12 protein-coding genes are annotated in these 15,391 nt (G+C 63.9%); 2 read left to right on the top strand and 10 right to left on the bottom strand.

Annotated elements, in window-relative coordinates; all coding sequences use genetic code 11:
* Positions 1–91 precede the first annotated feature (91 nt).
* The 9 genes from BLS41_RS17420 to BLS41_RS17380 form a co-directional block, all read right to left on the bottom strand.
* Complete coding sequence (locus BLS41_RS17420) at positions 92–901, bottom strand: SDR family NAD(P)-dependent oxidoreductase (RefSeq protein ID WP_074767029.1); 810 nt, start codon at positions 899–901, stop codon at positions 92–94.
* Complete coding sequence (locus BLS41_RS17415; protein ID WP_074767028.1) at positions 898–1,791, bottom strand: aldose 1-epimerase; 894 nt, start codon at positions 1,789–1,791, stop codon at positions 898–900. Before BLS41_RS17415 ends, BLS41_RS17420 begins: the two co-directional genes overlap by 4 nt.
* A gap of 2 nt (positions 1,792–1,793) precedes the next feature.
* A complete protein-coding gene (locus tag BLS41_RS17410; RefSeq protein ID WP_253189695.1) occupies positions 1,794–2,630 on the bottom strand; it encodes an HpcH/HpaI aldolase family protein in 837 nt (278 codons plus the stop codon).
* 25 nt (positions 2,631–2,655) lie between these two features.
* Positions 2,656–4,398: an IlvD/Edd family dehydratase gene (locus tag BLS41_RS17405; protein WP_074767026.1), complete on the bottom strand. Its 1,743-nt coding sequence runs from the start codon at positions 4,396–4,398 to the stop codon at positions 2,656–2,658.
* 19 nt (positions 4,399–4,417) lie between these two features.
* Positions 4,418–5,212 (bottom strand): TSUP family transporter, encoded by a 795-nt coding sequence (locus BLS41_RS17400; protein WP_074767024.1) that lies wholly within the window; start codon positions 5,210–5,212, stop codon positions 4,418–4,420.
* Positions 5,212–7,293 (bottom strand): alpha-glucosidase, encoded by a 2,082-nt coding sequence (locus tag BLS41_RS17395; protein ID WP_216350612.1) that lies wholly within the window; start codon positions 7,291–7,293, stop codon positions 5,212–5,214. The genes BLS41_RS17400 and BLS41_RS17395 overlap by 1 nt, the downstream gene beginning before the upstream one ends.
* Positions 7,268–8,998 (bottom strand): solute:sodium symporter family transporter, encoded by a 1,731-nt coding sequence (locus BLS41_RS17390; RefSeq protein WP_216350611.1) that lies wholly within the window; start codon positions 8,996–8,998, stop codon positions 7,268–7,270. Before BLS41_RS17390 ends, BLS41_RS17395 begins: the two co-directional genes overlap by 26 nt.
* Before the next feature lie 146 nt (positions 8,999–9,144).
* Entirely contained in the window at positions 9,145–10,611 is a 1,467-nt protein-coding gene (locus tag BLS41_RS17385) for an NAD-dependent succinate-semialdehyde dehydrogenase (protein ID WP_074767020.1), read from the bottom strand.
* Positions 10,612–10,644: 33 nt separating this feature from the next.
* Positions 10,645–11,541 carry an SMP-30/gluconolactonase/LRE family protein gene (locus BLS41_RS17380; protein ID WP_074767018.1) on the bottom strand — a complete coding sequence of 299 codons (897 nt, stop codon included), beginning with the start codon at positions 11,539–11,541 and terminating at the stop codon, positions 10,645–10,647.
* A 248-nt stretch (positions 11,542–11,789) separates the two neighbouring features.
* Between BLS41_RS17380 and BLS41_RS17375 the strand changes: the two genes are divergently transcribed.
* Complete coding sequence (locus BLS41_RS17375) at positions 11,790–12,863, top strand: LacI family DNA-binding transcriptional regulator (protein ID WP_074767016.1); 1,074 nt, start codon at positions 11,790–11,792, stop codon at positions 12,861–12,863.
* 1,194 nt (positions 12,864–14,057) lie between these two features.
* Positions 14,058–14,387: a response regulator gene (locus BLS41_RS17365; RefSeq protein ID WP_253189693.1), complete on the top strand. Its 330-nt coding sequence runs from the start codon at positions 14,058–14,060 to the stop codon at positions 14,385–14,387.
* A gap of 112 nt (positions 14,388–14,499) precedes the next feature.
* Here the strand turns inward: BLS41_RS17365 and BLS41_RS17360 are convergent, their stop codons facing one another.
* The gene (locus BLS41_RS17360; protein WP_074767009.1) at positions 14,500–15,354 is read right to left on the bottom strand and encodes an HTD2 family dehydratase; all 855 of its coding nucleotides are present in this window, start codon (positions 15,352–15,354) and stop codon (positions 14,500–14,502) included.
* Between the last annotated feature and the right edge of the window lie 37 nt (positions 15,355–15,391).

The raw sequence follows: 15,391 nt of genomic DNA, 5'->3' as shown, positions 1-15,391 counted from the left end.
AACTGCTGTCTTTTTTCTGTTTTTTTGAATCACGCGAACAAACTTCGGCGGGCTTTTTAGCCCGCTTTTCCACTCACTTTTCAGGCCGCCTTCAGCCCACTACCGACACCTGCGCGAGCCCCGCATCGACCAGCAGGTTCTGCCCGGTGATCGCAGCCGCTTGCGGACTTGCGAGGAACAGCACCGAATCGGCGATATGCGACGGCTCGACGCGAAACTTCAGGCATTGCAGATCGATAAACTGCTGATCGGCGGCGGCATCGCGCCACAACGCGCTCTGCCGTTCGGTCACGACCGCGCCGGGCAGCACGGCATTCACGCGAATATCGTGCTCACCAAGTTCGCGCGCGAGCGTGCGCGTGATGCCGGAAATCGCCGCCTTCGACGCGGTATAGCCGATCAGATTGGGACGCCCGCGCAACCACGAAATCGAGCCGAGATTGACGATCGCACCGCCGCCGGCCGCCTGCATCCCCGGGGCCACGCGCTGCGTTGCGAACACGTGATGCGTGAGGTTCACGGCGAGCATGTCGTGCCACATGTCGACCGACAGATCGTCCAGCGCGTGACGCGTATCGCGGCCCGCGTTGTTGACCAGCGTACGGATCGGCCCTAGTGCGCGCGCTGCGTCGTCGAGCACGACGCGATAGGCGTCGATGTCGCGTACGTCGCACACAGCGAACCATGGCTTCAGACGCGCGACCTGTGTGTCGGTGGCGGAGGTCGCGGCGAGTCGCTCGCACAATGCGTTGCCCGCATCACTGTCGATATCGCAGAACGCGACCTGCGCGCCCTGCTCCCAGAACGCTTCGACAAGCGCCTCGCCGATTCCCGACGCGCCGCCGGAAATGAACGCGACCTGGCCCGCGAGGCCCGGATAGATTGGCCGTGAGGCTTTCATGCTGATGTCCTTAAAGAATCGGTTGTGCGGGGCGAGAGCGTCAGCGCGATTTCGCCTTCGAGCGTCGCGCCGGGTTCGAGCACATGCATCGACGGTTCGATACCATTCAGCGCATTGTTCGGATGACTGACGGGTTCGAACGCAAAAAACGGCTGACCTTCGGGCCGGAACAGCACGATGCAGCGCAGCGTGTCGCTGGCGTCGACGCGAATGTGGTGATGCGGCGTATCGATCGACGCGCGGCGGTTCCAGCCGGTAAAGCAGTTATCGACCACGGTGTCGTCGAGCGCGGGTAATGCGGGCGGCTCGACCCGCTCACGCGGCAGCTGATCGGGGCCGCTGACGAGCATCGCGTCCCATTCGGTCGCGAGCCGGGTTTTTCCAGCGGCGGTATCGAGCGGAAAAAACGGATGCCAGCCGAGACCGCAAGGCGCACGACGTTTGTCGAGATTGGTCACGCTCAGCGTCAGCATCAACCTGTCGTCGTCGATGCGAATGCGCTGACGCGCGGCAAACGCAAACGGCCACGAGCGATCAGGCGTGTGCGTCAGATGCATGTCGATCGCACTATCGCTGTGCTCGCCGACGTACCACGCGCGCTGAAACCCAACGCCGTGAACCGCGTGCGGTTCACCCGGAAAATTCGCGTGCAACGTGTGCTTCTCGCCGTCGAACTCGAACTGGCCGAAGCCCACACGATTCGAAAACGGCACCAGCGGATAGCACGCCGTCTTGCGCGCGTTGTTCAACGCGAGTTGCTCGTCGGTGGTCGGCCGGAGTACGTCGTGGCCGCGCCACCGCGCATCGATAATCGATCCGCCCAGCGAAGGCGCGAGCCGTATCTGCCAGACGTCGCTCGTCAATGCGAGCAGGGTGTGAGCGTCCGTCATGATCAGTACGGGCCGCCTGCATCGGCGGCGACTTGCGTCTGCGTCAGTTCGGCGATGAACGCGTTGGCCTGACGCATCATCATGCCCATGTCCGACGCGATAGCCACGAAGTCGTAGCCCATTTCGATGAACTCGCGCACCATCGCGGGCGTCGGTCCGACGATGCCGATCGGCATGCCGATCGCGTTCGCGCGACGCGCGCAATCGGCCAGCGCCGCACGCACGTCGGCATCGGCGAGATTGCCGATCTTGCCCATCGCCGCGGACAGATCGCCCGGCCCGACGAACAGCGCATCCACGCCGGGCACGGCGGCGATTGCTTCGAGTTGCGCAATCGCTTCCGGCGTTTCCAGTTGCAGGATGCACGCGGTCGCTTCGTTCGCACGCCGGCCGAATTCGCTCCACGTGCCATAGCGGCTAGCGCGATGCATCGCGGCAAAACCCCGCGTTCCGAGCGGCGGGAACTTGGTCGATGCGACCGCCGCACGCGCTTCCTCCACGCTCTGCACGAACGGGAACATCAACGTCGGCGCGCCCATGTCGAGCGCGCGCTTGGCGAGCGTCGGGTCGGTTTTCGCCAGACGCACGATCGGCGCGGCGCCGCCGCAATCGACCGCTTGCAACAGATGCAGCACGTCGGTGAATTCGAGCGGCACGTGTTCCATGTCGATCAGCAGCCAGTCGAAGCCTGCATGACCGAACGCCTCCGCGCTCGCCGCGGACCCCGCCATCAACCATGTGCCGAGCGGTTTTGCACGCATCGTGCTGGTGCCGGCCGGTGCTTTCAACGCATCACGGAACGCATTGCGCGTGGGGTCCTGCTTGATTCTTTGAGTCATGACGTAACCTGTGAATGCTGTGAATTCAGAAGATGGGCGGTTCGACCGGTTCTTCGAAGCCGGCCAGAAAATCGAAGTCGCAGCCCTTGTCGGCCTGCGTGACGTGATCGACATAGAGGCGGATATAGCCGCGCTGACGTGCCTTCGGCGGAGCGCGCCAGCTTTCGCGGCGGCTCGCCAGTTCTTCGACGGAAAGCAGCACGTCGAGACGCCCGGCTTCCACATCGAGCTCGATGATGTCGCCGGTGCGGATCAGCGCGAGCGGGCCGCCCGCCGCCGCTTCCGGCGCGACGTGCAGCACGCAGGTGCCGTAGTGCGTGCCGCTCATGCGTGCATCGGAAATACGCAGCATGTCGCGCACGCCCGCTGCGAGCAGCTTCTTCGGGATCGGCAGATTGCCCCACTCGGGCATGCCCGGCGCGCCGATCGGGCCGCCGCCTCGCAACACAAGCACGGTGTCGGCATCGACGTCGAGATCGGGCGCGTGAATCTGTGCGTTCATTTCCGCGATCGAATCGAACACCAGCGCGCGGCCACGATGCTTCAGCAGATGCGGGCTCGCCGCGCTCGGCTTGATCACCGCGCCAGACGGCGCAAGGTTGCCGCGCAGCACGCCGAGCGCCGCGCCTTCGGTCACCGGATTGTTCAGCGGACGAATCGCGTCCTCGTTCTGCGGACGCTGGCCCGCTTCGAACGCCGCGAGGTTGTCGCCGAGCGTCTTGCCGTTCACGCTCATGCAATCGAGCGACAGACGCGGCTTCAATTCCGACAGCAGCGCAGGCAGGCCGCCCGCGTAATAGAAGTCTTCCATCAGACGCGCGCCCGACGGGAACACGTCGGCCAGCACCGGAATGTTCGCGCCGACGCGCGCGATCTCATCGAGCGTCAGGTCGACATTGCCGCGCCCCGCAATCGCAATCGTGTGAATGGCCGCGTTGGTGGAGCCGCCTAACGCCATATACGCGACGATGCCGTTCTCGACCGCCGCGCGAATGAAGAAGCGGCTCGGCTTCAGGTCTTCCCACACCATGCCGACAATGCGCTCGCCGCTCGCCGAGCACATCCGTGTATGCGCGGAATCCATCGCCGGAATGCTGGTCGCGCCGGGCAGCGTGAAGCCCATCGCCTCGACGATGGAGGTCATCGTGCTCGCCGTGCCCATCGTGTTGCAGGTGCCCGGCGCGCGCGTCATACGCGCTTCGAGCGAGATCCATTCGGGCTGCTCCAGATTGCCCGCGACGTATTCGTCCCAGAACTTCTTGGTATGCGTGCCCGCGCCGACCACCTGTCCGCGATGACGATCGCTGAGCATCGGCCCCGCCGGCACGAAGATGCACGGCAGATCCGCCGACAACGCGCCCATCAGCAAACCCGGCGTAGTCTTGTCGCAGCCGCCCATCAGCACCGCGCCGTCGATCGGCAGCGAGCGCAGCAGTTCCTCGGTTTCGATCGCGAGCAGGTTGCGGTAGATCATCGTGGTCGGCTTGACCATGACCTCGCCGAGCGACATCGCGGGCAGTTCGAACGGCATGCCGCCCGCCATCAGGATGCCGCGCTTCACGGCCTCCGCGCGCTCGCGCATATGCGCGTGACACGGCGAAAGATCGCTCCACGTATTGACGATGCCGATCACCGGCCGCGTCATGAATTCTTCGCGGCGCAAGCCCATCTGCTGCAGGCGCTGACGATGCGCGAACGAACGCATGTCGTCGGGAGCGAGCCAGCGCTGGCTGCGCAGATCGGCGAGTTGTTTGAGCTTGTCTGGCACGATAGTGAGAGCCGTAGGCTTAAGAAGATTGATGAGAAAGCGCGTGCGGCGACGCGAATGCCGAGGTCACGGCCGGAGCGACGAGGCTCCCGCCCGCAATCGCGAGCAGCACGAAGACGACGCGGCGCACCGCGCCAGGCGACCATGCGGGCGGATAACGACGCGCGAGCCACGTCACCAGCAACACGACCGGCAATGCTTCGAGGCTGAGCGCGAGCGAATCGGCGTCGAAACGGCCTTGCTGCAGCACGATGCCAAGCCGCAACACCGCGTTCACCGCGAACACCAGCACGAGCGTGTCGCGCACGACCAGCCGGTCGAGCGGCTGGCGATAAAGGTGAAACACCATCGGCGGACCGGCGCTCGCAAATACGCCGCCCATCACGCCGGACACCACGCCGTAAAAAGCGAACGCACCCGGCGACGACAGTTGCGCACGCGGCTTCGTCTGCACGACCAGCAACACGCTGCACGCGAGAATCGCGATGCCGAGCGCGACACGCACCACGCCGATCGCGTTATCCGACAGCCACGCGAGCAGGCACGCGCCGAGCGCGACGCCGACCAGACTGCTGCCGAACGCGGGCACTGCCACGCGGCGCGGCAAAGCCGGCAGGCTGCGCACGAGCAGCGCGGCGTTGGCGAGCACCATCACCGTGACAACGTTGGCGGCGACCGGCAACGGCGCGAGATGAAACACCGCGACGAGGCCGAGCAGCACCAGTCCGAACGCGAAGCCGGTCAGGCTTTGCGTGAACGTCGCGAGCGCGACGCAGACGACGAACATCAGGTGATGGACGAACGAACCGGTCATCAGAGCGCCTTGACCAGATCGAGCCAGTGAGCGGTATTCGTCGCGCCACGTCGAACGAAGACCGGCGGTTCGCCGAGCGGCGCGTCAACCGTCACGCGCTGACCGCCTTCGTATTCGACACCGCTCCACAGATGCGTCCACGCATCGCCCGAGGGCAGATACGCGCTCCATTGCGTTGCGCCGGCGGCATGCACGGGCGCGACCAGCAGATCGCGGCCATACAGGTACTGGTCCTGAATCGCGTAGGTCGCGGCGTCGTGTTCGTAGTGCAGGAACAGCGGACGCTGCAACGGCAAACCGCGCGCCGCGGCTTCGTCGATGAGACCTTGTACGTAGGGCTTCAACGCGACGAACAGACGCGTCATGCGCGCGAAATGCGCGAGCACGTCGGCGTCCTGCCAGAACTGGAAATTCTCGGCCGGACGATTGCCTTCGTGCGTGCGCATGACCGGCGTGAACGCGGCCATTTCGGCCCAGCGCTGGAACAGTTCGGGCGTGCGCACATTGCCGAACAGGCTCGTATATCCGCCGATATCGCTGTGGTGATACGCGTTGCCGAGCAAGCCCGACGACAACGCCCCGCAGATCACCGTCTGCAAGCCGTCGTGCCGCGTGAAGTCGACCGATTGGTCGCCGGCCCACAGCAGTGGGCAATGCGCCTGCACACCCGTATAACCTGCGCGCATGAAGAACAGTGCGTCGCCGGTGCGTCCCGCTGCGGCAATCGCGCGGGCGTTGACTTCGGCCCACAGCGTCGGCCACGCGTTGTGCATCAGCATCGCGTCGACGCCGTTGGCGAGCACCAGATCGGTCGGCAGATATTCGCCGAAGTCGGCCATCCAGCCGTCGAGTCCACGGTCGAGCATTTCGCCGCGGATCACGCGCTCTTCGAACCAGCGAGCCGCGGCCGGATTCGTAAAGTCGACCACGCCGCAATCGAACTCACCGAAATCGACCAGATACTGGCTGCCGTCCGCGTGTTTCGCGAGATAGTCGGCCGCAAGCGCTTCCTGATACAGCGTGCCGTCATTGCACAGATACGGGTTCACGTAACCGAGAAAACGCACACCGTCCTGCTTCAGTTGCGCGAGCCATTCCGCGTGACCGGGATAGCGCGTGTCGTTCCAGCGCCAGTCCCAGAACAGACGCTTGCCGAACGAGGTCTGGCGAATGCCTGCCCAGTCTTCGCACCACAAACCGCTCACCGCGACGCCTGCTGCGCGGCTCGCTTCGAAAATTTCCTGCGCGTGATCGCGACCGTTTTTGAGGCCGAGAATCGCGCCGTTCATCACCCAGTCGGGCAACGTCGGCTGGCGGCCGAAGCGCATCGAAATGCGTTCGACCAGCGTGACGAAGTCATCGGCGACGATGAATTCGAGGCGCTCCGGCACGGCCCAGAATTGCAATTCGTGCCATCCGTCATGGCGAAAATCGAAGTCCGCATACGCGGTGGTTTGCGCATGCAGGCAGTACTTCTGCGACGAAACGAAGGTGGGTTGCGGATAGTTGGTGTGGTAGTAATCGCCACCCGACTTCGACGTCACGTCGGCCTGCCAGGTGAGATGCGTGCTCTTGTCGCGACCGACGCCGGGCTCCGAGGTCCACAGCGGAAAGTGCCTGCCGCGCAGATCGAAATACGACATCTGCTCGCCGCAACCCCACACGTGTTCGTCGGCCTGAGCGGGCACGCGCCACCACAAGCGATTGAGCGACGCATCGCCGGACAACGCGAGATGCACGCCGTTCGCCGTGCGCTGCGCGGTGATCACCAGTTCCGCCGGGGTATCCGCGTGACGCGCGAGTTCGATGCGCGCGCTGCCGTCCGCATTCTGCGTGAGACGCGCGTCTCGCAATGCAACGCGCTCCTCGACGTAGTCGCTGATATCGAAGTTGCCGCGATACATCTCGACCGTTTCCACACCGCGTCCGACGAACACGGCCGGCGCTTGCGGCGAGTGTTCGAACAGCGTGCGGTTCGCGACGCGCAGCGTCAGCTTGCCGTCTGCATCTATCTGCCAGTCCATCACATTCGTCCTTGCTTCGAAATCGAAAAAATCAGTGCCGCTGTTCCGGCGATGCATGACGCCATTCCACGCCACGATGCGCAGCCGATTCACGCCGGCGCAACGTCGCGATCAGCACCACGGCCACGCACCACGTAATCGCCATCCACACCATGTATTGCGTCGTCACGCCGCCTTGCCGCGCGACACCCAGCGGCGAGAACGTGAGATACAGACTCACCAGCATCGCCATCAGCAGCACGCTCATCGTGCTGGCGAAGCGCCACGGCGTGAGGTCGCCGTGCTGACGGAACTGCGCTTCATACGGAACCGCGCGGCGGAAACGCATGCCGAGCAAGAGCATCAGCGCGACTTCACTCACGAACAGAATGCCCATGATGTGAATGAAGTTGATGCCGTACACCTTGTCGACCTTGAACACGAAAATCAGCAACGTGTAGACGATGACGTGCAGCAGCAGCACGATCTTCGCGGGCAACGCTTCGATCTTCTTGTTGAAGAAACCCACCAGCACCACGGCGATAATCGGAATGTTGAAGAAGCCGGTGAAGCGGCGCATCACCATGTAAATGCCGTCCGGCGCGTACATCAGCAGCGGTGCGATCAGCAGCGACACCACGGCAATCGCGACGCTCGCCGATTTGCCGACGCGAATCAGTTTCTCGTCCGAAGCATCCGGTTTCCACGCGCGATAAAAGTCGAACGCGACGAGCGTGGCGGTACTGTTGATCACTGCGTTGAAGTGGCTCATCACGGTGCCGAACAGCACGGCGACGAAGAAGCCTTTCGCCCACCACGGCAACAGATCGGCCACCAGTTGCGGATACGCGAGGTCGGGACGGCTCAGCGGATTGCTCGAATACAGATGGAACGCGATCACGCCGGGCAGCATCATCACAATCGGCACCAGCAGTTTCAGCAGGCCCGACAGCAGCACGCCCTTCTGCCCTTCGGCAAGGTTCTTCGCCGCAAAGGTCCGCTGCACGATCGATTGATTCGTACACCAGTAGAAAAGGTTCGCGAAGATCATGCCGGTGAACAGCGTGCCGAACGGCACCGAGTCATGCGGGCCGCCGATCGCCGACAGCTTTTCCGGCGCCTGCGTCGCGACCGTATGCAGACCGGAGAAAAAGTCGCCGTGACCGAGCGCGTAGAAGCCCAGCACCGGCACCATCAAACCGGCGATCAGCAAGCCCACGCCGTTGATCGTGTCCGACACGGCCACCGCGCGCAGACCGCCGAAAATCGCGTACAGCGCACCGATGATCCCGGACATCCATACGAGCAACGTGATCGTCACCGGATACGACGTGCCGAGCATCGCCTGCACGCCGAACACCTGATTGAAGGTGATCGCGCCGAGGTACAGACCGGACGGATTCACCACGAGCATGTAGCCGACCACGAACAGCGCGCTGACCACGCGCCGGGTGGTCGCGTCGAAGCGCTCTTCGAGAAACTGCGGCAAAGTCGAAAACCCACCGCGCAGATAGCGCGGCAGAAAGAACATCGCGAGCGCGACCGTGGCGACCGCCGCCGTGCACTCCCACGCCATCGCCGACAGGTTGTGCGCATACGCGTCGCCGTTCAGCCCGACCATCTGCTCGACGGAGAGGTTGGTCAGCATCATCGACCCGGCGATAAACCAGCCGGTCAGTCCGCCGCTTGCCATGAAGTAGCCGCGCGCGCCGACGTCTTTCGCGCGGCGCGTGAACAGGTAGGACACGAATCCCACCAGCGCGGTAAAGAAGGCAAAACTCAATATCGTAAAAATGATCGTCTCCTCGGTGTTCTTCTTTGAGGTGGATTCGGACGCCGGTCCCGTGGATGCGGAATCTTGCTGGCGTCAGTTTCGCAGCGCTGCGATTTCTGGTCGCGCGACAGTGCCGGTTTCCATCACGCGCGAAGTCAGGCGACCTGCATGCACAGGTATTTCATTTCCAGGTATTCGTCGATTCCGTACTTCGAACCCTCGCGGCCAATGCCTGATTGCTTGACGCCGCCGAACGGCGCCTCAGCGGTTGAAATGAGGCCGGTGTTGATGCCGACCATGCCGAACTCCAGCGCTTCGGCAACCCGCCACACGCGGCCGATGTCGCGCGTGTAGAAGTAGCTGGCGAGACCGAATTCGGTGTCGTTGGCGAGTGCGATCACGTCCTGCTCGTCGGTGAAACGCATCACCGGCGCGACCGGGCCGAAAATTTCCTCGCGCGCGACCCGCATGCCGGGGGTCACGCCGGTGAGCACCGTCGGCGCGTAGTGACGCGCGACGCCGTCAGCGGACAGCGCGAGCGCTTCGCCGCCGCACAGCACATTCGCACCTTGCGAACGGGCGTCGTCGACCAGCGCGGTGATTTTCGACAACGCGCGGGCGTCGATCAGCGGACCGATCTGCGTATCCGGCGCACGGCCGTCGCCGAGCTTCAGCGCTTGCGCGCGGGCCGATAGTTTACCGACGAATGCGTCGTAGACACCGGCCTGCACGTAAAAACGGTTCGCACACACGCAGGTCTGACCCGCGTTGCGGTACTTGGAGATCAACGCGCCTTCGACTGCCGCGTCGAGGTCCGCGTCGTCGAACACGATGAACGGCGCATTGCCGCCCAGTTCGAGCGACAACTTCTGGATATTGCGCGCGCCCTGCTCCATCAGCCGCGCGCCGATCGCCGTCGATCCGGTGAACGACAGCTTGCGCACGATGGGATTGCTCGTGAGTTCGTCGGCGATGGCTTGCGGGTCGCCGGTCACGACGTTCAGCACGCCAGCGGGGATGCCCGCGCGCTGCGCCAGTACGGCGAGTGCGAGCGCCGTGAACGGCGTTTGCGACGCGGGCTTCAGCACCATCGTGCAACCGGCTGCGAGCGCCGGGCCGGCCTTGCGCGTGATCATCGCGGCCGGGAAATTCCACGGCGTGATCGCGGCGCACACGCCGACCGGCTGCCTGATCGTGACGAGGCGGCGGTCTTTCGACGGCGACGCGAGCACGTCGCCATCCACGCGTCTTGCTTCTTCGGCGAACCACTCGATAAAACTCGCGGCAAACGCAATTTCGCCCCTGGCTTCGGCCAGCGGCTTGCCCTGCTCGGCGGTCATCAGCGCACCGAGGTCTTCCTGATTCGCGAGGATCAACTCGTGCCACTTGCGCAGCAACCCGGCGCGTTCCAGCGCCGTGCGGGCGCGCCAGGCCGGCAAGGCCGCCTGCGCGGCGGCGATCGCCTCGCGGGTTTCGCGCGTGCCCATCGCGGGCACCGTGCCGAGCAACGCGCCGGTGGCCGGATCGGTTACGTTGATGGTGCCGCCTTCGGGCGCATCACACCATTCGCCGCCGATCAGGCATTGCGTGCGCAGCAGGTCAGGATCTCTCAGATTCAGCATGGGAAAAGTACCGGTGAGGATGGAAGACGCGGATCAGCCGCGCCAGCGGGGTTCGACGAGGCCGTGCACTTCCGTGCGCAGCGCGAAGAGCGCGCCGGCCAGCGGCTCGCGGGCGAGTTCGTCGGCGGGACGGCCTGACCGGGCGCTCGTGACGTACAGCGTGCGCAGATCGGGGCCGCCGAACGCGCACATCGTCGGGCAGCGCACCGGCAGCGGGTAGACCGCGTCGATTTCGCCGTCCGGGGAAAAACGCACGACCCGGCCGCCTTCGTAGAACGCGCTCCAGTAGTAGCCTTCTGCGTCGACCGCCGCGCCGTCCGGGCGGCCGCGATCGGTTTGCGTCGGCTGGACTTCGATCCAGACTTCGCGTTTGCCGCAGGCGCCGGTGGCGACGTCGTACGGCGAGCGATAGACGGTGAAGCGCGGCGTGTCCGAGTGATAGAGCCAGCGCCCGTCAGGGCTGAAGGCGAGACCGTTCGACGTCATCAGACCGCTGCTCAACACGCCCAGCGCCGACGCAACCAGCCGGTAAAGATGCGCATTGCCGCCGGCCTTCGGTTCGTCGACGGTGCCCGCGAAGAAGCGGCCTGCGGCGTCGCAACGGCCGTCGTTGAAGCGGCTGGTGCGCTGATTCTCGGGATTCGACGCGATCATGTCGAGCGGACGGGCGTGTTCGTCGAGCGTCCAGATGCCCGAACGCAACCCGGCGATAAACCCGCCGCCTTCGCACAACGAGAAGCAGCCAATGTGTTCCGGCAGCATGAATTTCGTATCGACACCCGTCGCCGGATCGAAGCGATGCAGCGCGGGTTCGAGGATGTCGACCCAGTACAGCACCTGCTCGCGCTCGTCCCAGCGCGGGCATTCGCCAAGCTGGGCCTGGGCGTTCAGCACACATTGGAATTCGGAGGAGACGGAGAGAACGGTCATGATCTGGCGAGTCGGGCGGGGCTAGGCAAACGGGTCGGTGAGGGGCGAAAAACCGCCGGTCGATGCTGCTGAAAAACCACGACTGCTCGCCTTAAGCGAAAATCGCAGCGCTGCGAAATAATAGCGCTGTGATTCTTGTCAGGGCCATCAGGGTTATCACTGATGGAATAGCTCATTGCGCTGCGGAGGTTTAAAATAGCCGGCTCGCACCGCGCTGACTCACAGTGCATATCCCGAAATGTGGCCGAATGTCCCAGACCAGCAAAGCCTCCCCTCGCGTCAGGCGCGGCACTAACCGCGTGACGATGGACGACGTCGCGGCGCGCGCGCGCGTCTCGCCCAGTTCCGTTTCCCTGTTCCTGCGCAATCCCGAAGCGGTGTCGCCGCGCATCGCACCGCGTATCAAGCAGGCTATCGACGTGCTCGGCTACGTGCCCAACCTGCTCGCCGGCAGCCTGGCGGCCGCCCGCACTCGCGCGATTGGCGTGGTAGTGCCGTCGCTCGGCAACGCGTTCTTTTCGGAAACCGTCGCGGCGATGCAGAAGGAATTCGATCGTCACGGCTACCAGTTGCTGCTCGGTGCGACCGACTACGATGCCGTCCGCGAAACCGAACTGGTGCGCACGTTTCTGTCGTGGTCGCCTACCGCGCTGGTGATCACTGGCTGCCGGCACGACGACGCGACGCGTATGCTGTTGCGCCAGGCGCGCGCGCCGGTCGCCGAGATGTGGGAACTCGGCGGCGAGCCGTTCGATCTGCAGGTGGGGTTTTCGCACCGCGCGGTTGGCGAGACGCTGGCCGCGCATCTGTACGAATTGGGCGCGCAGCGGATTGCCTTCGCGGGCGCGCGAATGACCAGCGACTTGCGCGCGCGGCAACGTTGCGACGGTCTGCGTGACTGGCTGGCGAGAAAAGGCGTGGACGTGTTCGTCGTCGATTTGCAGAGCGGCGCGTCGCCGACCAGCGGCGGCGAAGCCCTGGCCGCTGCGTTAGACGGCATGCCGGATGTGCAGGCCATTGCCTGTTCCAACGACGTGATGGCGCTCGGCGTGTTGTTCGAAGCACAGCGGCGCGGGATCGACGTGCCTGCGCAACTGGCGGTCACCGGTTTCGGCGATTTGCCGTTCAGCCAGGTCTGCGTGCCGCCGCTCACGACGATCCAGCCGCATGCCGCGTCGATCGGCTTGCGGATCGCTCAAGAGTTGCTGTCGCAACTCGACACGCCTGCCGACGAAAACGCCGGAGCGGCAGAGCCGAAAGTGGTCGATGTCGGCTTTCAGCTGGTGACGCGGCAAAGCAGCGAGACATCGCGCGACGTGTGAAGACGACATGCGGGCCGCGCATGTTGTGCGAAGCGTGTCGCGCGTTTTAATCCTGCTTTATTGCGTCATTACTGCGTCAATCAGGAGCTGAAGTCCGATGCGGTCAACGGCGAAGTTTGCACAGTAGGTCGAATCTGGCGGGCAAAGATTCGCCGGCAAGCGGCGCGGTTGGCCGGCGACCCCGAAGCGAAGCTCACCGAGTCGCATTGAGCCGTCACGGCTTGACCCCGTTCGGACGACACGTCTGGATTGGCCTGCGCCGATTGGGTCGCGGCGGCGCAAAGCAGCGCGCCAAGCAGGAGCAGCGGTTTGAATGGCTTCATGATGGGTACGCCCTGATCGATCGGTCTCGACGGCGGGACCTGCTTGACGCAGCAGTCAGCAGTCCGGTCGCGGGCCAATCGTTGATTGGAATGAAGTCTTCAGTTTAGGCGAGCGCCATCGGGCATTCCAGCCGCTTCCGCGCAAGGCAGTATTTCAGACAGAGCGACATCAGCCGGTCGGCTAAAGCACGCGCGACAGATGGCGGGTTCTTTGCACTGCGTGCAGCAGATCTCGAGATTGAGCTTTGCGTCCGGCCTATAGATCACTCTCACACGGCCGATGGATATCTGAATTGTGCTTCCTTGCCACAATGCAGCCGACTCCGGCACGCGGCTTCGAAATTAACCCACCTCGATGCGCAATGTCAGACGTGCCTCGAGCACATCGGGCGACGCTGATGATGAACGCCCTGAATCATGCTCGATGTCAGCAGCCTGACGAAGCTCGCGCCGAGCACCTGCACAAAATCGACTGCCCCTCTCAGCTCACGCGCCTCGTCCCCATTTACCGGTAAAGGTTGAACCGCTTACCGCGAGCTTCGACTCGCTCTGGGCGAATGGTGAGCCGCTGTATCGAATGCGCCCGTACGCTATTCGCGCACACTCCGGGCGAATGACCCGCACGCGCGGCGTTCAAACAGGCCGCACACGCCAGATCCTCGCACGCAAAAGCGCGTGAACATATCGATTAAAACAAACAGGCACAGCACTTGCTTAATTGTGCGGCTCGACAGCAGGACACAAAGCGGTGCGATTTCGCCCGCACCGCTGTCAGGGCGGCCCAACGCATGAGCGACGGCCACCCCAACCGAATTTTTCAGGCATAAGCAATATGAGTCGCGTTTTACTGGTAGATGACCAACCCGAAGCATTGTCCGCGCTACGCGCCGTGCTGGTCGGCCGTGGCTACACGGTGGCCACCGCAGCGGACGGCGCCGAAGCTTTCGAGCGCCTGCAGCGCACGCGCGTAAGCGCCGTGGTGTGTGACTGGCGCATGCCCAACATGGACGGCGCCGGGCTGATCGAATCGATGCAGACGAGAAGTGAACTGGCATCCGTGCCCGTCATCCTGACAAGTGGCAGCGGCGAAACCCCATCGTTGCCAGTGAAAGGTTTTCTCAGGAAACCGTTCGCGTTGGACAAGCTGCTGTCACTGCTGGCCGAATGCGAAAACGGCATGACGGCACCCGCCGTCTGCTGATACTTCCACAGCGTCGCGCACTCATTTGGGGCAGACGTTAGACCGATAAGCGCAGCAACGAGGCATCGGCTGGTTTATCGGGCCGCTGCGACCATGCGATTACCGCCCGGGTTCAGGCGATGGCCGCCGTAGCCCGCATGGTCAGATAACCCTCGTGATCTTTGGCCCACAGGTCGATGGTCGTGCCATCGGCGGAAAGCCGGCCGCATACCGTGAACGGTTGACCTGCAAAAGTGGGGCGCAACGCTCTGAACGCGAAGCTTTGCAACGTCGCGCCGGGAAGCTCGCGGCGCACGAGTTCGACCAGCAACGTCGCGATCAGCGGACCATGCACGACCAGGCCGGGATAGCCCTCCACCTGAGTGGCATAGGGGTAGTCGTAGTGAATGCGATGACTGTTGAAGGTCAGCGCCGAGTAGCGGAACAACATCACCGCGTCCGCGTCGATCGTGCGTTGCCACGTTTCACCGTCCGGCGCGCGTTGCGGCTGTTGCGGCCGCGCGCCTTCCTGCGATGCATCGCGGTAGACGATGTCGTGCTCTTCTTCGAGCTTCAGTTCTCCGCCGACTTCGATCGTATGTTGAACCGTGACGAACACGAGACGGCCTGAACGGCCGGTTTTGTCTTCGATATTCGCAATCGTCGACGTGCGCGTGGCCTGCTCACCGACTTTCAACGGCGCGTGAAACGTCAGCCGGCCGCCGGCCCACATGCGACGCGGCAACGGCACCGGCGGCAAAAAACCGCCGCGCTTCGGATGACCATCTGGACCGGCATCGGACATCGGCGAAACCGGCAGAAAGTACAGCCAGTGCCAGAGCGGGGGCAACGTATCGCCGTTGGCTGAGCCGCTCGATTCGCAATCAAGCGTGGCTGCCATCGCCGTCAGCGGAAAAGCAGCGATGTCGTCTTTCACCACCTCTTCCTTGTCGAGCCAGTCGTCGAGTTTCTCTGAGGAAGCAGACATGGGCCAAGTCTCCAGATGCGCTTGTTGAGTTGATTGA

It is taken from the genome of Paraburkholderia fungorum (assembly GCF_900099835.1).
GTDB classification, from domain to species: Bacteria; Pseudomonadota; Gammaproteobacteria; order Burkholderiales; family Burkholderiaceae; genus Paraburkholderia; species Paraburkholderia fungorum_A.
The sequence above is the reverse complement of the archived record's forward strand: the minus strand, read 5'-3'. Positions and strand labels throughout refer to the sequence as shown.